We start from the raw sequence: 18,739 nt of genomic DNA, 5'->3' as shown, positions 1-18,739 counted from the left end.
TTATTCAACTTCTCCATCAAACAGGCTAACCCAGAAGCGCTGCATTCCGGCTGTGCCTGTACAAAATAGCAGTTTGCTCAACAAGTTCAAAGCTAGTTCGTTGAGCTTGTCGTCGGAATCGTAAGCTGCAACTAGCGATCGCTTGGGGTTCATGCGCGATCGAAAGTGAGCTCGAAAGCGTTCTAAATACTCCGCCAGCGGCTGGTTCTGGTTGAGGGGGATATTTTTCGATCGCAACTGCTGGGAGTCTAGCAGCAACTGCCGAATTGTGGCGGTTAACTTACGCGCCATATTACAGGCGATCGCCACCAGCGCTTTTGCCTCCACAATGGTAAGGGAGCGGCGCTGGGTATAGCGTCTCAGCGGGTTAGTATTACGCATCAGCCAAAGGGCAACCCGATTTTTGATAATTGATCCCAATTCCAGGTCCTTTGACACAGCCAGCATTTCTTCCGCACCTCCGAGATACAAGGCTTCGATCGCCAGCAACATCAAGTCAATTTGCAATCTGGCTCGGCGGGGACATCCCCCATCGGAGGGCGACAAGTCTGGCAAACTGTCTAAAATTAACGGGTTTGACTGGGTAAGCGAAGTTTCTGACGGCATTAAGATCACGGCAACATCCATTCCAAACAAACTATACGGGCAGGGGGGGTCTTGAGCAAGACAAATTCTCAACCAAGAACTTCTCTGGGATACTTTATTTCGATCGTTGACTTTTATGTATATATATTCAATCTAGCAGCAACCGACCGTCGCGGGCGAGCTCCGGCGAGAGTTCGATCGCCCACTCTCCTACCCCCGCCGCCGCTTTGTGATTCCTTGCTTCGCGTGGGGTGAAGGGAAGAGTCAATCGATTTTAGATTTTAGATTTTAGATTTTAGATTGAAGCATTGACCCCACGGATGAATCCGGGGGGCAAGTTTCATCGGATACAGGTTTTTTATTTCTGGACGGATGAATCCGGCGGCTTGTATCCTGGATGCTTTCGGTCAGAAAGCGACAAAGAATTACCCATTTCCCCTTTCTTATTCTCTATTGGGATCAATCAATGTTCCTGCTTCTGGCGTTGCACCGCCGCTTCTCTTTGAGCCGTAAAATCAGTAGCCGCCGCCTTATCAGTTAGACTAATTTTTCCCTTGAGGGTTTCTTGCTCCACAATTCCGCGCATTTTAACAGAACTGTTTTGACCGGTTGCTGTGGAGTCGCTGCAACCCGCTAAATTAGGAACCGCACCCGACAAGTTCAATCCTTGAGTTTCCCACTTACCAAATAGAGAAGGTTTCTCCTCGCCTGTTTTTTCCCTGCCCTCCCTGCTGCCCGATCGCAAATTACCGCTCAAATAAACCCCCGATTGCTCGATTGTCAATTCCAAAACATCAGAATTCAGACATTCGGGCAAATTTTTAGGATCGAAGCGATAAGTTCCCGCAATTGCCGGGGCCGCCTTTAAATTTGTTTCGCCGTAAGCAGTTACTACTTTAAACAGCAGTGCAACTGAGCCGATCGCAATCCCGTAAAATGCCAGTGATTTGAGGCTTAAATGATTCATCATCTTGGTAATTAATAATTGGGCATTGGGCATTGGGCATTGGGCATTGGGCATTGGGCATTGGGCATTGGGGATTGGGCATTGGGGATTGGGCATTGGGCATTGGGCATTGGGCATTGGGCATTGGGCATTGGGCATTGGGCATTGGGCATTGGGCATTGATACTAACTCACAAATAACCAATAACCAATAACCAATAACTAATAACAACAGTCAACAGTCAACAGTCAACAGTCAACAGTCAACTGCCAACAGTCAACAGTCAACAGTCAACAGTCAACAGTCAACAGTCAACAGTCAACAGTCAACAGTCAACTGACTACCTTTGAGGAAGTACCGATGCCAAGTGCGATCGCACTTTAACGTAGCACCGCGCAATCAGTAGCGAAGAATGACACTGCACAGCCAATTCATCAGTATACTGTCCCAAAGTTTGGCGCTCAATTCCCCACTCCCGACTCGTACCCGCAATAGTTAAATCAGCATTAGCAGAAGCCGCCACCACTGCTTGAATTGGCTCAGCAGCCTCCACAATCGGAGTTTCAATTCGCGATCGCACCTCAACCGGTAACTGATCCATCACTCGCTGAAACTCGTAACTCAGATTGTTTTCAGCTTCCCCGCCAACCGCCACCCGCAGCACCGTCAAACGGCGTTCCTCGCTATTAACTAACAGTCTCAGCGCCAATTCTAACCCCAAATCATCGTGAATGTTTGCCGCGTAAGGTACTAACAAGTTATTCAACCTTTCTCGGCCTCTGTCAACAAAAATTGCTACATCCACCTTAGCGTTGCTGAGAATTTGGCCGACACGTCCTCCCAAACGGTTGCTGCTAAAAGTTGGCCTGTGCCATCCTACTAAAATCAAATCCGCGCGATCTATTTCCGCAATTTGTGCCGTTTCCCTGGCTACATCATTAGTAACCCGAATGATGGGATGTACGAATTTTCTCGCATCGGACACTTGCAAACTATCAATCAATTCTGATAATTTCGAGCGGCGCTCTTGAATAATGCGATCGGCTTCCGCAGGCGTACTTTCAAAGGCATAGTCATCATTTAATTCTATCAAACTCAGAGGATGAACCGCCGCCGACTGTAAATCCTCACCACCCATGCCAGCAGCCGGCTGCGCCAGCGCTACCGCTAGTCGCAGTAAACCTTTCTGCGTGCTGGGATTGGCAACCGGTACTAAAATTCGATAAGTTGGCAGCAATTTATTAGCAGTTTCTTCGCTGCTGTCAGCCATTTGTAAATCCTCTAATTCTGAATCCTCAGAGTTAACTTCTGAAATATCTAACCGAATTAACCGTTTTGGATAAGTCCACTCCAACAGAGGCGAAGTCATAAAAGTTGTCACTAAAGCCATGATGACTAACATCGTAAATAGCAGCGGCGAAACTACCCCCAAGGAAAGACCGATATTCAGCACAATTAGTTCAGTCAAACCGCGAGTATTCATCAGCCATCCCAGCGCTGAAGCTTCGCGGTTGCTGATGCCACAGACTCTGGCCGCAACGTAAGTGCCGACGTACTTGCCGATAATTGCCACTCCCAAAACTGCGGCGCACAGCAGCCACAATTCGGGACTGTTGAGCAAGCCGATTTGAGTCCGCAAGCCACTGTAAGCAAAAAATATTGGCAGCAGAAATATTAGTACAAAGTCTTCGGTTTTTTCTGCTAATTCTCTGGTTAATCCCGCATTTTTGGGCATGGCTGCACCCAGCAAAAATGCACCGAAAATTAAATGAATGCCGATCAATTCAGTAATTAAGGCAGAAGCTACAACTCCCATGTAAATTCCTGACAGCACTAACTGTGTTAATCTGCCAGTGCGGTTGTACTGTTTGGAAAGTCGCTGCAAGAACCAGCGGACTACAGTCAGCATGAAACCGATGTAAATTAAAGACTCAATAATTGTCGGCAAAGCACCGAGCATCGAATTAGTACGAGTAACTGCGATCGCCACCGCTAACAAACACCACGCCGTCACGTCGTCTACCGCAGCGCAAGTCAGGGCCAGCGTCCCCAATTTTGTATTCTGCAAGTTGTGTTCTGTAATAATTCTTGCCAGCACCGGAAAGGCAGTAATTGACATCGCAGCGCCCAAAAACAAAGCAAAGGCGGTAAACGAAACGCTATTATTTGAAACGATGGGATACAGCAGCAGTGCGAGCAAGCTTCCCAGGGAAAACGGCACTAGAATGCTGACGTGGGAAGTTAAAATCGCTATATCTAAATTGCTTTTGAGGTACTTGGGATTCAGTTCCAAACCAATCAAGAACATGAAAAATATCAGCCCCACCTCAGACAACACGTTGAGGAAGGGAACGGCTTCGGCTGGAAAAAGTGTTGTTGCTAAATCAGGTGCAACTAAGCCAAATAGAGAAGGCCCAAGCATAATTCCTGCTACAATTTCTCCAATGACTTGAGGTTGTTTGATCGCTCGAAATCCTAAACCTACAAGTCTCGAAAGTGCGATGACAATTAGAACTTCAAGCAGAACGAGAATGGGTATGGGCATGGCGTTTTTAGCTTTGGGATTTTTGCGGATGGAGAGGGCAGGGTACTAAAGCTGACTGAATTGCCGATCGAAAAAAATGGATACCAGCTCGATCGAAGGTAGAAGGCACCAGAGGCGCACCAACAAGGCCATTCTCTCACAAGCGAACAAAGGCTTTGGCAACATCCCACCAGGATTTTTCGTTTTTTACAAGCGCTTGCAAGTAACTTTAACCGCAGCCGGCGCACCCCGGACTCTATCTCACCTCCGGTTGCCCACCGCCCATTTAAACTCACATCTTGCACCATTCTCAATTACTTGTTTAGGAACAGGCTTTTCGGCCTGTTCCACAAGAAAACTCATTCTTTGTGGAACGGGGCGAAGAGCCCGTTCTTGATAATGGTGCAACATCTGAGTTTAAACCTAGTGATATAAAATTGTCAGAAAAAGTAGCGCGCGCTGTGATAAACTAGAAAAGTTGTTTAAATTCGCACATCCGGGTTTTCGGGTGTTTCTAGGGCGCAAACCTTCAGAAATACGACCGGGTGGAGGATTAACCCGAATTAGGAGTTAAAAATACAATGCCAGTAGTCAGTTTGGCTCAAATGTTAGAGTCAGGGGTTCACTTCGGACACCAAACCCGTCGGTGGAACCCGAAAATGTCTCCATACATTTTTACAGAGCGCAACGGGGTTCACATCATCGACCTCGTGCAAACCGCTCAGCTTATGGAAGACGCCTACGAGTACATGAGAGTTGCCTCAGAAAAAGGCAAAAAGTTTTTGTTCGTGGGTACGAAGCGCCAAGCTGCAGGGATTGTAGCCCAAGAAGCTCAACGCTGCGGTGCTTATTACGTCAACCAGCGCTGGCTGGGGGGAATGCTCACAAACTGGACGACGATTAAGTCCCGCGTGGAGCGCCTCAAGGATTTGGAGCGCCGCGAGGAAATCGGCGCCCTCGATTTGTTGCCGAAAAAAGAAGCTTCGGTACTGCGCCGAGAAATGGCAAAACTCCAGAAATATCTGGGCGGGATTAAATCTATGCGGAAGATTCCCGACGGAGTGGTGCTGGTAGACCAACGCCGCGAGTATAATGCGGTGTTGGAATGCCAAAAGTTGGGAATTCCGATCGTCTCTCTGTTGGATACCAACTGCGACCCGGATTTGGTTGACATTGCGATTCCGGCGAATGACGATGCTATTCGATCGATCAAGCTGATTGTCGGCAAGTTGGCTGATGCCATCTACGAAGGTCGTCACGGTCAGCAGGGCGGCGACTCTGATGAAGACTACGACTACGAGGGTGGTTACGAAGGCGCTGAATATGATGTCGAAATCGAAGAATTGGATGACCCCGATTATGTAGATCCCGACGAAGCTGCTGAGGCCGAGGGCGAAGAAACCGAGAGCTAGTATTGCCCTCGGAATCTGACACCAGGAAATTAAAAATTAAAGATTGAAAATTAACAATAATAATAATTATTTTTAGTTGGATATTTTTAATTTTTAATTGTACATATAGCAATCCTTGCAGGAGTCGTAAATTTTTTACCCCACCCCAGCCCTCCCCTTACCAAGGGGAGGGAGTAAGAAATTCAGAAATGATGCGAGGATTGCTATAGCACGAGTCTAAGTCATTAGTAGAGCTCTGGCAAAAGCATTCATTGTGTCAGGGCCAGAATTAATTCTGGCGCTACACCTACAAAGTCGGTACTAATATCGACTGGGTATTTCTTCACTCTGGTCTAATCATTAACATTAAAATTAGTGACTAATGACTGATGACTAATGACTGATGACTAATGACTAATAACTAATTTTGATTGGGAACTTAAAGAAGATGGCGGACATATCTGCAAAACTTGTTAAAGAACTGCGCGAAAAAACTGGCGCGGGCATGATGGACTGCAAAAAAGCCCTCGTTGAAAACGAAGGCAATATGGAAACATCCATTGAGTGGCTGCGGAAAAAAGGTCTGGCTTCGGCAGGTAAAAAAGGTGGACGAGTTGCCTCAGAAGGGCTTGTAGGCAGCTACATTCACACCGGCGGCCGCGTGGGAGTGCTGGTGGAAGTTAACTGCGAAACAGATTTTGTGGCACGTCGCGAAGAATTCCAAAAGTTGGTGCGGGATATTGCGATGCAAATTGCAGCTTGCCCGAATGTGGAATACGTGAAAGTTGAAGATATCCCCGCCGAAGTTGTCGAAAGAGAAAAGGCAATTGAAATGGGCAAAGATGACTTGGGCAACAAGCCAGACAACATCAAAGAAAAGATTGTTCTAGGGCGGATTGAGAAGCGCATGAAAGAGTTATCGTTGATGGATCAGCCTTTTATTAAAGATCAGAATATCTCGGTGGAAGAGTTGGTGAAACAAACGATCGCCCAAATTGGAGAAAATATCCAAGTGCGCCGCTTCGTGCGTTTTGTCTTGGGCGAAGGCATTGAAAAGGTAGAAGCTAACTTTGCCGATGAAGTGGCAGCCCAAATGGGTGCTCAATAATCCCAACTTAAGATTTAGAATTAAAAATTAAAAATGTGAAAAATCAATTTTTTGCATTTTTAATTTTTAATTTTTATAGGACTTATCGACAGACTATATTTGTAGGGTGGGCACTGCAAACCTTACTACTACAGACAGCGTAAAAATGGAAAACTTGCGTAATATCAAATCCGTTAGCATCGGAATAGTAAATTAGAGTTCACTGTTCACGGCGTTCACGGCGTCAACAGTCAACCGTCAACAGTAAAAATCATTCCGGTGTTACCGGAAATGATATAAGTCCTATTTTAATTTTATACGAGAGATATGGTGCGACCAAGAGAGAGAATAGAGCAAGATTTGGCAGGACTCGAAGAGGCTTTAGCAGCCTTGAATTTGGAGTTTCGCAGTACCTACGAAGGTTATTTAACTGCGTTGGGACAAGCGGTGCGGCAGCAGTTAATTTTGGCTTGCTATCACCTTTGCACTCAAGCCGTACCGGAGTCGTTTCTCAAGTTGTCCTTCGATGGGCGGCAAAAAATGCAGCAGTCTGTAAGGGCTTTGGCTGTGGCGTCGGAGGAAAAATTGCGATCGCTGGTGACTGAATCACAAGCAGATGAAGAAATAGAGAAAGACAAAGAGGAAGACGAAGAGGAAGAGGAAGACGAAGACGACTTCGACAAAGACGAAGAGGAAGACGACTTCGACAAAGACGAAGAGGAAGACGAAGAAGAGGAAGACGAAGAAGACGAAGAAGACGAAAAGGAAAAAAACCCAGTTTCCGCCATTAACTATCTATTTTCATTGGCAAATTATCAATTGCCAAGTGCCAATTCCCCAGAAAGTTTGGCACGCTGGCAAAATAGTATGGAAAAGTCGATCGTCCATATACTCAAGCTGCTTTCTCGCGACACCAACCGCTTGCTGCAACAGTCGGGAATCTTGCCGAGTCAATTACCAGAACCGGTTCTCGAAGCTGCTTCTCAAGCTGAATCCTCCGGCGATAGTGTTGCCGGGCCGCCTAACTTATTAAACATAATCATTGAAACCGATGCCTCATCAGCATCGCGCAAATTGGCTGCAGCAACCTTTGGTAGTAGGGCACTGCACATTACAGCGATTAAACTGCGACTGTCGGAAATAGAGTTTGCCGATGCGGGAACCTCGGCTTGGCGCCAGCAAATTCGTAACCTCTCTGTAAAGTTGAACTCGCTGGGCCGCGATTACCAGAAAAAGCAGCGGGAACTCGCTGTGGTGGAGGCTGAGTCGGCTTGGCGATCGAGTTGGTTTGAAGATTAGTCAGTTGACAGTTGTCCGTTGACAGTTGACAGTTGTCAGTTGACAGTTGACAGTTGTCAGTTGACAGTTGTCAGTTGTCAGTTGGCAGTTGTCAGTTGTCAGTTGTCAGTTGTCAGTTGTCAGTTGACAGTTGTCAGTTGTCGGGAATTCTTGAGCTATGATTAATAACTAATGACTAACGACTAATGACTAATGACCAATGACCAATGACCAATGACTAATGACTAATGACTAATAACTAATGACTAATAACTAATGACTGATGACTAATAATCAACCCGAATGGCAGCGATTGCAAAAAGCTCTTTCAGTAGAAGCCGATCGCGGATTTAACGACATCCAAGGCAGTCAATACCGCTTCAGCGAGTTTCTGGGCCTGAGTTTGAGACAGTTGGCAGGTTCTGTGGCCGCTTCTTCGCGCGATCGAGCCAGACAACTAGCTGCTGAATTTGACATCTACCCTCAGAAAGATATCGAACAGCGCCAACATTCGATCGCCATTACGGTCAGTTTTCTGAGGCAAATGGAGCAAGTTTGGGAACAAGAAACTCGCCACCAGCCAGAACAAGTAGCACAAGTCAGACCCGCAAACGCTAACGCTTCTGAACCAACCGCCCCAGCACTTTCCGTTCCCCGAACAGTACCCCTGAGTACAGCAGCCGCACCACCAAGCCTGACTCTCGACCAACAGTTAACCCGCGTCACCGGCATCGGCCCCGCCAACGGCAACCGCTTGGTCAAACTGGGTTTATACACTGTATACGACTTGCTTTACTACTATCCCCGCAACCACATCGACTATGCAAAGCAAGTACAAATTCGCGAGTTAGTAGCTGGGGAAACTGTCACTTTAATCGCAGAAGTAAAGCGCTGCAATTGCTTTTCTAGTCCGAAGAATAAGAAATTAACCATATTAGAAGTAATTTTAAAAGACCGCACTGGAGAAATAAAAATCAGTCGTTTTTTTGCAGGCCCTCGCTACAGTAATCGCGGTTGGCAAGAATTCAAAAAGCGCGAGTATTGTACTGGTGCGGTGCTGGCAGCTTCCGGGTTAGTGAAGCAGGGCAAATATGGAATTACTTTAGAAAATCCTGAGTTAGAAGTATTAGACGACTCCGGCGGTGCGATCGAATCTATGAAAGTCGGCCGCCTGATACCAGTTTATCCGCTGACGGAGGGGGTGGATGCTGGTTCGGTGAGGCGATCGATTTTGGCGGCAATGCCGGCGGCGAAAATGTTGCCAGAATCGCTACCAGAGGATTTGCGCGAGCGTTACGGTTTAATGGGTTTAGCCGATGCCGTGACTAATATTCACTTTCCCCTCGATCGAGATTGTTTAGCAGCCGCCCGCCGTCGCTTAGTTTTTGACGAATTTTTCTACCTGCAATTAGGACTTTTAAAGCGCCGCCAAACCCAAAGGAAAGCTCAAGCTAGTGCAGTCATCCTTCCTACTGGCAAATTGATCGAACATTTTTATGAAATCTTGCCTTTTGCGTTGACTAATGCTCAGGAAAGAGTAATCAACGACATCCTCAACGATTTAGCTTCATCGCAACCGATGAACAGATTAGTGCAAGGCGATGTCGGTGCTGGCAAAACCGTAGTGGCCGTCGTGGCAATGCTAGCAGCAATTCAATCCGGCTATCAAGCCGCTTTAATGGCGCCGACAGAAGTTTTAGCAGAACAGCATTACCGCAAATTGGTAGGTTGGTTTAACTTGATGCACTTGTCTGTTGAACTGTTAACTGGTTCGACAAAAGTAGCCAAGCGCCGCGAAATTCACAGCCAGTTAGAAACCGGAGAATTACCTGTTTTAGTGGGAACTCACGCGCTGATTCAAGATACGGTGAATTTCCATAAGTTGGGTTTGGCGGTAATTGATGAACAGCACAGATTCGGCGTGCAACAGCGCGCTAAATTGCAGCAAAAAGGCGAAGCTCCCCACGTTTTGACGATGACGGCAACTCCCATTCCCCGGACGCTGGCGCTGACGCTGCATGGGGATTTAGATGTGAGTCAAATTGATGAACTCCCCCCCGGTAGGCAGGCGATTCAAACCACTGTACTGTCGGCAAAAGAACGCATTCAAGCTTACGATTTGATTCGGCGGGAAGTGGCGAGCGGCCGTCAAGTTTATGTGGTGCTGCCGCTGGTGGAGGAGTCGGAAAAGTTGGACGTGCGATCGGCAATTGAGGAACAAGAGAAACTGCAAAAAAGCGTATTTCCTGAGTTTAAGGTGGGTTTGCTCCACGGCAGGATGAGCAGTGCTGACAAAGATGACGCAATTACTAAGTTTCGAGACAAAGAAACTGATATTTTAGTATCTACTACTGTCGTCGAAGTGGGAGTAGACGTGCCGAATGCCACGGTAATGCTGATTGAAAACTCTGAGCGTTTTGGACTGTCGCAACTGCACCAGTTGCGGGGTAGAGTTGGTCGGGGCAGCAACCGTTCTTATTGTTTGTTAATGCCCGGTTCTAAAACGGCGGAAGCCATGCAGAGAATGAAGGTTTTAGAACAATCTCAAGATGGCTTTTTTATTGCGGAAATGGATATGAGATTGCGCGGGCCTGGTCAGGTTTTGGGAACTCGGCAGTCGGGTTTGCCAGATTTTGCTTTGGCGAGTTTGGTGGAGGATCAGGAGGTTTTGGAGTTGGCGAGGGCGGCGGCTCAAATGGTAATTGAAAATGATGAAACTTTGAATCAGTGGCCGGTGGTGCGGGATGAATTGGAGCGGAGATATCAGCGGATGATGAGTGGGTCTATTTTGACTTAGATCGTTTTGAACGCAGCAACGGGGTTTTTAATAAAATTTTGTAGTGGCCGGTTAAGCAAAGATATATCAAAGTTGCCAGTTTATTGCTGCACTCAGCCGCCCTCCTCCCCACAGGGAGGTTTATTTGCACTGAGATGTTGCACCATTGTCAAGAACAGGCAAGATGCCTGTTCCACAAAGAGTGAATTTTCTTGTGGAACAGGCATCTTGCCTGTTCATAAAAAGCTTATTGAGAATGGTGCAACATCTCAGTTTGCACCTACTTATTTAATGTCAGTAATGTAAGAAATCGGTTTTCTTCCCACAAACTCACCTGAAATCCTAGGTTTTTTGTCAGGAAACGCGGTTTATACTTTTTTGCTGAGACTGGTGCAAAATATCAGGTTGAGCGAAGCGTCAAAAACACGAATTTGTTGGGTAGGAGTGCCTCAACCCAACCTACTTTCGGAGACGATTTTTCCCTTAATCTAGGGTATTTTTATGAGTTGTCAGGCTTGGGGCACTTATTAAACCCAGAATCCTTCGCAGGAATGACGAGAAAGTGTCAAAATTAAGATAGTCCTGCCAGAAACAGGGAAAAGGAAATCCGGCCTGTACTGGCCTTACCAGGCAACATTGATTCCTCGCTTGTCACGCTTGCAGGTGGTCGCCGACGGTTCGTCGCATTTAATCTCAACACTAATTTATGAAAGATCTCACTCGTTATCGAAATATCGGCATCTTCGCCCACGTAGATGCTGGCAAGACCACCACAACTGAAAGAATCCTGAAACTGACGGGTAAAATCCACAAAATCGGTGAAGTTCACGAAGGCGCGGCGACTACTGACTTCATGGAACAGGAGCAAGAGCGCGGTATTACGATTCAATCCGCTGCTACCACCTGCTTCTGGAACGAGCATCAGCTCAACATCATCGATACTCCGGGACACGTCGATTTTACGATCGAGGTTTACCGTTCTTTGAAGGTTCTTGATGGTGGCATTGGTGTGTTCTGCGGTTCGGGTGGAGTTGAACCGCAATCTGAAACCAACTGGCGCTACGCTAACGATTCCAAAGTCGCTCGCGTCATCTACATCAATAAGCTCGATCGCACCGGTGCAGATTTTTACCGCGTTGTCAAGCAAGTTGATAAAATCCTCGGCGCTAAACCGATGGTAATGGTATTGCCGATCGGCATAGAAGAAAAGTTTTGCGGCGTAGTCGATTTGCTGACCCGCAAAGCCTGGATCTGGGATGATTCCGGCGATCCGATGAACTATACAATTAAAGATGTCCCGGCCGATATGGTCGATGATGTCGAAACTTGGCGCGAAAAGTTGATCGAACTGGCCGTCGAGCAAGACGACACTGTGATGGAACAGTATCTCGAAGGCAACGAGCCGAGCCTCGACGACCTCAAGCGCTGCATTCGCAAAGGTACTCGCGATCGGGCATTTTTCCCCACATACTGCGGCTCATCGTTTAAAAACAAAGGCGTGCAGTTAGTTCTCGATGCCGTAGTTGACTACCTGCCAAACCCGATGGAAGTCACACCGCAGCCAGAAGTCGATCTCGATGGCGAGGAAACCGGCGAGTTTGCGCTCGTCGATCCCAACAGGCCATTGCGGGCACTCGCGTTTAAGATCATGGACGATCGCTACGGTGCTTTAACCTTCACGCGCCTGTACTCCGGTAAGTTGTCCAAGGGCGACACCGTACTCAACACCGCCACAGGCAAAACCGAGCGCATCAGCCGTTTGGTGGAAATGCACGCCAACTCTCGCGAAGAAATTGAATCCGCGCAAGCAGGAGACATTGTGGCGATCGTCGGTATGAAAAACGTCCGCACCGGACACACCATCTGCGACCCCAAAAATCCCGCCACCCTAGAGCCGATGGTATTCCCAGATCCCGTTATTTCGATTTCGGTCAAACCGAAACAAAAAGGCGGCGAAGAAAAAATGGGAGCAGCCCTCACCAAGATGGTGCAAGAAGACCCATCTTTCCACATGGTGACGGATCAAGAAAGTGGCGAAACGATTCTCAAGGGGATGGGCGAGTTACACCTCGACATCAAAGTAGACATTCTCAAGCGCACCCACGGCATCGAAGTAGAAGTCGGCGAACCGCAGGTAGCCTACCGCGAGTCGATTACCAAGCGCCTCGAAGACGATTACACCCACAAAAAGCAATCAGGTGGTTCCGGTCAATTTGCCAAAATCGGCTACGTGATCGAGCCTGGTGAGCCTGGAAGTGGCTTCATATTTGAGTCAAAAGTGACTGGTGGTAGTGTACCGAGAGAATATTGGCCAGCCGTCGAAAAAGGCTTTGAAAGCTGCATCGACAAAGGCGTCTTGGCCGGATTCCCTTGCCTAGACTTGAAATTCACGCTTCTAGAAGGCGGTTTCCACCCCGTTGACTCGTCAGCAATGGCTTTTGAAATTGCTGCCAAAGCGGCCTATCGTCAGTCTCTGCCGAAAGCGGGGCCTCAGTTGCTCGAACCGATTATGAATGTCGATGTATTCACTCCAGATGATTACATGGGCGACGTGATCGGCGACCTCAACCGCCGCCGGGGGATGATGAAATCTCAGGAAACAAGCCAGACAGGAGCACGGATCAAGGCAGATGTACCGTTGAGCGAAATGTTTGGTTACATTAGCGATTTGCGTACTATGACCTCTGGGCGCGGACAGTTCTCAATGTCCTTCTCGCACTATGCTCCTTGTCCGAATAACATCGCTGAAGAAGTGATTAAGGAAGCGAAAGAGCGTCAAGCTGCGAAGTAGTAGTGCTTTTGACTCCCGGTAGGTGCTATCTGGAGTCAAACAGAACAATTCAATCCCCGACAACTTCTACGAAGTCGGGGATTTAATCTAGATAATAAGTACAGTGAGGTTCGACAAAAAAATATGATTGAGTCGATCGCAACACTTTCACTAACAGACTTCCTCGCTCAACCGGATATTGAATCCTCGCCTGCATGGGAATTTATTCTGGGACGAGCGGTTCAAAAAACTATGCCAACCCTTTTTCATTCGCGACTGCAACACAACTTGGTTAACTATATCAACGATCGGACTGATCGATTTGAAGCGATACCAGAGTTGCGTTGCTTGGTACTTCCCTACTCGCCAGTACCAGATATAGCGATTGTAGCAGGCGATCGGCTTACCGATGAAGACGGACCACTTAACGGCGCACCGGATTGGTTAATTGAAATTCTATCGCCGGATCAAAGCACTTTAAAATTGCAGAATAAGATCCTCCACTGCCTCATTAACGGCACGCAATTAGCATGGCTAATCGATATCTCTCACCAACAAGTTTGGGTATGGCAGGGTGAGGAGCTACCTATAATCTGTTCGGGTGCAGATATTTTACCAGTTTTAGGTATTCTCCCGGAACTTACGGTTGATGCTGTGATGGCTATGATTCGCCGACAGTAGGCATTTTATTAGAAAACTGGGTTTAAAACCCCGTTGATAGTAATTAGGGTTTGCTGAATATACCGCATATTGCGTGGTCTGGGTTTGCGATCGGCTTATTCAGGAAGCCCCACATATTAGATAGTAGAATCACGAGCAGACTTTAACAACATCTTGATTTCTTCAAGACTTAATGGTGGTGAACTACGATGAATCATAGCGTGACAATTTGGGCAAACAGGACGCAAATCTTTTATAGGATCAATTTCATACTCTTCTGCAATCTCTGAAAGGGGTCGTAGATGATGAACATGAATGAAACCTTTTCCCCGTTGCCCAAAAGCTCTGCCAAAATCGAAATCACAAATAGAGCAACTTGAACCGTAATAATCAATACATTTTTGCCGAGCTTTAGGCTCTCGTTCAAACGCGTTGACTGAAACTTGCCTTACTGCCCCCTCACGAAATGTTTGTACTGCATCTACTTCATCAGGAAACAATCTAGTAGTTACAGATTCCTGAACCTGAAGCGGATTTTGCCAATCCCACAAACATTTTAGGTATTCCTCAAAACGGTCTTCCTCACCAAGAAACACATTTGCTGCAGCACGAAAGATAGCAAAGATTTCGACAAAGTTATTAATCACTGGCTGAGCTGCATCTAGGTCTTTAATAGGAATAACTAGGGATGGACTCTGAATATAAGTACCATTCCTACCTCCTTCATGAATTAATTGCAGTTTGTTAATGAACTCATCATACTTTAACTTACCATATTTTTCCGGTGCAATATTATCAGAGGAAATATTATATCTACCATGCTTCAAAATCCTAGTAACATCTTCTAAATGGTTTTTCAGAACGTGAACAATCGGATTGCTTTCTAGCCCTCTTAATCCAAAGAAATTCACAAATAAACTATAAGAAGTACACTCGAATCTCTGTTGGAAATACCAACCTTTTCCTTTTATAGCCAAGCCAGCGGTTGCTATTTTGAAGGACCGGGTTTTCTTGGCTACAAGGCTGTGCCATGGTGTAGTCAATATCTGACAATCTGAGAGTACATCTGTGCCATAAACTTGGTGAATTTGGTCACAAGCTTGTTTAATGATTATTTTAAGCTTAGGGCTAAGTAATTCTTTTAGCTTATCAGCACGCTCTCGATTGTCTTCGACTGAGAAGAGATATTGTTCAGCAGACCCTATCAGTGGCAAGTCAACGATTTGTGACAATTCGGTTTCCTCAACTGAATTCATATTTGCTCTCCGACATGACAAGTGCAACGAAAACTAATCGATATTTTAGCTTTTTTTTCGACATATCCTGAAATCGGTCATGCTTCCCCGGCTCCTAAAACTTGTGCTGTGGTGAGTTTCAGCCTTGTAGGGTGCGTCAGTTAGAATAGTTACTGGACAAGGGAAACGCTTATGGACTGACGCACCCTACTATCGTCTTTTAAATGCCGAACAGCTTATGACTCAAATAAATCCCGATCGCACTGCTGGTACAATTGCGATCGACGTTTGCGCTCAATCAAACGGGCAGTATCTTTGTCAGATTTCGTCATCTCTGAGCGATCGCCCTGATGATACCATGAATTTTTACGGACAAACGAAAGAACACGCGATCGCGATCGCCCTGGAAAATTTAGCATCTCGCTACCGCCAGCAAGCCGAAGACTCTCAAAATATAGATTGGGATGCGGTGGAAATTTCGGATTCGGGAGAGCCGATTGAAAAGCGTTATCACGTAATTTTGCACTACGAACGAATTGCTAAAGATGAATCTAAGTTTGAGGCAATGCACAATACAATGATGGGAGTGCGACTCGTTTAATCCAAATGGATAAAGAATATCCAAGGACGATTAGCCTAACCCTCTGGTTAGTGTAACTGATTATACATCTAGGTGCAGGATTCACAAGTCCCTAGTCCTAGTCCGCAAGTGCAGCGGTAAAAGCATATCCCCTATTTTGCTAGGTAGCAACTAACAAAGTAAAGCGGGGATAAAAGGCAGACTACTGGTAGCCGAAACTGGTAACTGCCGAGCAAGAGTTCATGTGTAGCGAAAGCAAAAATGTGTCAGAACCATCGTTATTGTAGATGGTCTAAGGGCTGAATAAGACCAAGCCAAAAGGCAAGGATAGGGCATAGGCGTTTTCCTGTACGACCTATAAGCACTGCCCAGAAACCCGGTGGAGAGCATTACACTAAAAGCTCAAACAATGTATATTCGGAACGAAGTAACTCTCATATATTTCTGGAAACAGGTCGATTACCCAGTAAGTAGCTAACGAATAATATATGAGAGAAGGATTGTGTCAAAAGCCAACGCTCTGTTGTAATGACAGAGATATGCAGACAGACACATGATAACTTCAAAGATAGGAACTCAGTAGCAATGAATAAGTCTAAAACGCGGGATAACCCGACGGTGGAATGGAATAAAATCAATTGGCGAAAAGCTGAAAGATTGACATTCAAGTTGCAAAAACGTATCTATCGAGCAAGTGAGCGTGGCGACGTTAAAGCAGTTCGTAAACTTCAAAAGACCTTGATTAATTCATGGTCTAATAAGGTGGTAGCGGTACGGCGGGTAACACAAGATAACACTGGCAAACGTACAGCCGGAGTGGATGGTATTAAACTACTAACCCCAAAGCAACGAATTAAGCTAGTAAGTCAACTCAAAACAACTGGCAAATCACAACCGACTCGTCGGGTAAGGATTCCCAAGCCGGGTAGTAATGAGTCAAGACATTTAGGAATACCTACTATGTACGACCGCGCATTACAAGCAGTGGTAAAAGCAGCGCTTGAGCCAGAATGGGAGGCATTATTCGAGCCTAATTCATTTGGTTTTAGACCAGGTAGGTCGTGTCACGATGCAATAGGAGCTATCTTTGACAGTATCAGATATAAAGCTAAATACGTGCTGGACGCTGATATTGCCAAATGCTTTGACCGCATTAATCACAAAGCATTACTTGACAAAATCAATACCTATCCGCGACTGAGAAAACAAATTAAATCGTGGCTTAAAAGCGGGGTATTAGACCAAGGTGAAATCTTTCCGACCGACAAAGGTACGCCACAAGGAGGGGTCATTTCCCCGCTATTGGCTAACATAGCCCTTCACGGAATGGAAGAACGGGTTAAGCAATATGCGGAAACGCTAACAAAAGGATACTTAGGTATCAATAAGAGAGATAAACGAGCATCCCTAAGCTTAATCCGATACGCCGATGACTTTGTGATAATGCACAAAGACATTGACGTGGTAACAACCTGTCAGAAGATAATTGCGGAATGGTTAGGTGACATTGGCTTAGAATTAAAGCCAAGTAAAACAAAATTAACCCACACCCTCAATGAATACAATGGAAATGTTGGGTTTGAGTTTCTAGGGTTCCACATACAACAACATAAGGTAGGTAACTACCGAAGTGCCAGAAGTACAAATGGAATACCACTAGGGTTTAAGACGTTAATCACCCCTTCACAGCCAAAAATTAAAGCTCATCTCTCACGAATAGCTGAAGTAATAAACATTCATAATACCGCCCCACAAGCTGCTTTAATTAGTCGGCTGAATCCAATAATTAGGGGTTGGTCAAATTATTACTCTACAGTAGTAAGTAAGGAAATATTTGGAAAAGTAGATAACCTTACTTACGACAAATTAAGAGCCTGGGCAAAACGACGGGGAAAAGGTAGCATCAACAAAGACAAATACTGGCGTACAGTAGGCGACCGAAATTGGTGTTTCAGCACAGAAGACGGTTTAGAGTTATCCCAACACTCAGCAACGCCAATAGTGAGGCACGCAAAAGTAAAAGGCAACTCAACACCCTATAATGGCGACTGGATTTACTGGAGCAAAAGACGCGGAGAATACCCTGAAACACCAACGAGAGTGGCAACACTTCTTAAAAAACAAAAAGGTAAATGTACCCACTGTGGTTTGTACTTCACACCTACAGACACTGTAGAAGTTGATCATGTCCAACCCCGCTCCCTAAGTGGTAAGGATGAATATATAAACCTCCAACTTCTACACAAACATTGTCACGACACAAAAACGGAAAATGATGGCTCCTTCAAGGGCTACAATGATAACCCGTTTTAAATTGTACCCATAAAAAGGGTGAAGATATCAAGGAGCGGAATGAAGCGAAAGTTTCACGTTCCGTTCTGAAGGGCGCGACCTGAAAGGTCGTTTGGTACGTGGAGCCAACTCCACTAGGGGATTCACACCCCCTACTCTCACGTAAAAGACTCTTAAGTGAGTCCGGTCACGGTCAAGTAGGTAACGAAACAACCGGAATGCAGACCACGAATGTAGCCGAAACTGGCAGCCCAAGCTGGTCAGGAGCTAGAGAGAGTTCTTAAATGGTGAACGCAAGTGAATTATCATTTTTAAACGGCGTAATACGGAAAATGTCCAAATAAGGCTGACAGGACATTATGGGCGGATTCATAACTCCTTCATTTATGAATCGTGTGAACACAAAGCCCATCGCTGAATAGATAACACCTAACTGAGAACACAAAACCAAACGATACAACTGGGTAAGTCCTACAGAGTCTAGGAGAGGTCGAAAAATCCTAGTAGGTCTAAGGTAACGAGGACACAACACTCGGTCGGATAGAGGAAGGGTTAAAAAGCGAATGCTGAGTTGTAATGATTCAGATAGGAGTTCAAAATTTGCTCCTGAACGAA

Annotated in this window: 12 protein-coding genes; 8 read left to right on the top strand and 4 right to left on the bottom strand. The window is 46.1% G+C overall.

Translation table 11 applies throughout. The features are described from left to right. The 3 genes from QUB12_RS16970 to QUB12_RS16960 all read right to left on the bottom strand — a co-directional run bounded on the left by QUB12_RS16970 (position 1) and on the right by QUB12_RS16960 (position 4,076). Entirely contained in the window at positions 1 to 627 is a 627-nt protein-coding gene (locus tag QUB12_RS16970) for a DUF3038 domain-containing protein (protein ID WP_333142966.1), read from the bottom strand. A 421-nt stretch (positions 628 to 1,048) separates the two neighbouring features. Next, positions 1,049 to 1,711 carry a hypothetical protein gene (locus tag QUB12_RS16965; protein ID WP_333142967.1) on the bottom strand — a complete coding sequence of 221 codons (663 nt, stop codon included), beginning with the start codon at positions 1,709 to 1,711 and terminating at the stop codon, positions 1,049 to 1,051. A gap of 160 nt (positions 1,712 to 1,871) precedes the next feature. Then, positions 1,872 to 4,076, bottom strand: a complete 2,205-nt coding sequence (locus tag QUB12_RS16960; protein WP_333307765.1) for a cation:proton antiporter domain-containing protein — start codon at positions 4,074 to 4,076, stop codon at positions 1,872 to 1,874. A 560-nt stretch (positions 4,077 to 4,636) separates the two neighbouring features. Between QUB12_RS16960 and rpsB the strand changes: the two genes are divergently transcribed. The 6 genes from rpsB to QUB12_RS16930 all read left to right on the top strand — a co-directional run bounded on the left by rpsB (position 4,637) and on the right by QUB12_RS16930 (position 14,038). Further along, the gene (rpsB, locus tag QUB12_RS16955; RefSeq protein ID WP_333307763.1) at positions 4,637 to 5,467 is read left to right on the top strand and encodes a 30S ribosomal protein S2; all 831 of its coding nucleotides are present in this window, start codon (positions 4,637 to 4,639) and stop codon (positions 5,465 to 5,467) included. Positions 5,468 to 5,894: 427 nt separating this feature from the next. After that, positions 5,895 to 6,554, top strand: a complete 660-nt coding sequence (gene tsf / locus QUB12_RS16950) for a translation elongation factor Ts (protein ID WP_333307761.1) — start codon at positions 5,895 to 5,897, stop codon at positions 6,552 to 6,554. A gap of 306 nt (positions 6,555 to 6,860) precedes the next feature. Next, positions 6,861 to 7,832, top strand: coding sequence for a hypothetical protein (locus QUB12_RS16945; RefSeq protein ID WP_333307759.1), 972 nt, complete (start codon positions 6,861 to 6,863; stop codon positions 7,830 to 7,832). 262 nt (positions 7,833 to 8,094) lie between these two features. Then, positions 8,095 to 10,608: an ATP-dependent DNA helicase RecG gene (gene recG / locus QUB12_RS16940; RefSeq protein WP_333307757.1), complete on the top strand. Its 2,514-nt coding sequence runs from the start codon at positions 8,095 to 8,097 to the stop codon at positions 10,606 to 10,608. A gap of 685 nt (positions 10,609 to 11,293) precedes the next feature. Further along, complete coding sequence (gene fusA, locus QUB12_RS16935) at positions 11,294 to 13,378, top strand: elongation factor G (protein ID WP_333307755.1); 2,085 nt, start codon at positions 11,294 to 11,296, stop codon at positions 13,376 to 13,378. Positions 13,379 to 13,501: 123 nt separating this feature from the next. Continuing rightward, the gene (locus QUB12_RS16930) at positions 13,502 to 14,038 is read left to right on the top strand and encodes a Uma2 family endonuclease (RefSeq protein ID WP_333107390.1); all 537 of its coding nucleotides are present in this window, start codon (positions 13,502 to 13,504) and stop codon (positions 14,036 to 14,038) included. Between the two features lie 116 nt (positions 14,039 to 14,154). On the opposite strand, the gene QUB12_RS16925 is transcribed toward QUB12_RS16930, so the two are convergent. Continuing rightward, positions 14,155 to 15,273, bottom strand: a complete 1,119-nt coding sequence (locus QUB12_RS16925) for an HNH endonuclease (RefSeq protein ID WP_333307753.1) — start codon at positions 15,271 to 15,273, stop codon at positions 14,155 to 14,157. 217 nt (positions 15,274 to 15,490) lie between these two features. Between QUB12_RS16925 and QUB12_RS16920 the strand changes: the two genes are divergently transcribed. Both QUB12_RS16920 and ltrA read left to right on the top strand, forming a co-directional pair. After that, entirely contained in the window at positions 15,491 to 15,853 is a 363-nt protein-coding gene (locus QUB12_RS16920; protein ID WP_333307751.1) for a hypothetical protein, read from the top strand. A gap of 564 nt (positions 15,854 to 16,417) precedes the next feature. After that, positions 16,418 to 18,145 (top strand): group II intron reverse transcriptase/maturase, encoded by a 1,728-nt coding sequence (gene ltrA, locus QUB12_RS16915; protein WP_333301309.1) that lies wholly within the window; start codon positions 16,418 to 16,420, stop codon positions 18,143 to 18,145. Positions 18,146 to 18,739 lie beyond the last annotated feature (594 nt).

It is taken from the genome of Microcoleus sp. B7-D4, assembly GCF_036705125.1.
In the GTDB taxonomy this organism is placed as follows: Bacteria; Cyanobacteriota; Cyanobacteriia; order Cyanobacteriales; family Microcoleaceae; genus Microcoleus.
This window is presented reverse-complemented; position numbering and strand designations above follow the sequence as displayed.

What these genes read in the sequence shown, in the direction of transcription:
- QUB12_RS16970 (WP_333142966.1), bottom strand. Translation starts at nt 627, where the DNA reads ATGGATGTTGCCGTGATCTTAATGCCGTCAGAAACTTCGCTTACCCAG.
- QUB12_RS16965 (WP_333142967.1), bottom strand. Translation starts at nt 1,711, where the DNA reads ATGCCCAATGCCCAATGCCCAATGCCCAATGCCCAATGCCCAATGCCC.
- QUB12_RS16960 (WP_333307765.1), bottom strand. Translation starts at nt 4,076, where the DNA reads ATGCCCATACCCATTCTCGTTCTGCTTGAAGTTCTAATTGTCATCGCA.
- rpsB (WP_333307763.1), top strand. Translation starts at nt 4,637, where the DNA reads ATGCCAGTAGTCAGTTTGGCTCAAATGTTAGAGTCAGGGGTTCACTTC.
- tsf (WP_333307761.1), top strand. Translation starts at nt 5,895, where the DNA reads ATGGCGGACATATCTGCAAAACTTGTTAAAGAACTGCGCGAAAAAACT.
- QUB12_RS16945 (WP_333307759.1), top strand. Translation starts at nt 6,861, where the DNA reads ATGGTGCGACCAAGAGAGAGAATAGAGCAAGATTTGGCAGGACTCGAA.
- recG (WP_333307757.1), top strand. Translation starts at nt 8,095, where the DNA reads ATGACTAATAATCAACCCGAATGGCAGCGATTGCAAAAAGCTCTTTCA.
- fusA (WP_333307755.1), top strand. Translation starts at nt 11,294, where the DNA reads ATGAAAGATCTCACTCGTTATCGAAATATCGGCATCTTCGCCCACGTA.
- QUB12_RS16930 (WP_333107390.1), top strand. Translation starts at nt 13,502, where the DNA reads ATGATTGAGTCGATCGCAACACTTTCACTAACAGACTTCCTCGCTCAA.
- QUB12_RS16925 (WP_333307753.1), bottom strand. Translation starts at nt 15,273, where the DNA reads ATGAATTCAGTTGAGGAAACCGAATTGTCACAAATCGTTGACTTGCCA.
- QUB12_RS16920 (WP_333307751.1), top strand. Translation starts at nt 15,491, where the DNA reads ATGACTCAAATAAATCCCGATCGCACTGCTGGTACAATTGCGATCGAC.
- ltrA (WP_333301309.1), top strand. Translation starts at nt 16,418, where the DNA reads ATGAATAAGTCTAAAACGCGGGATAACCCGACGGTGGAATGGAATAAA.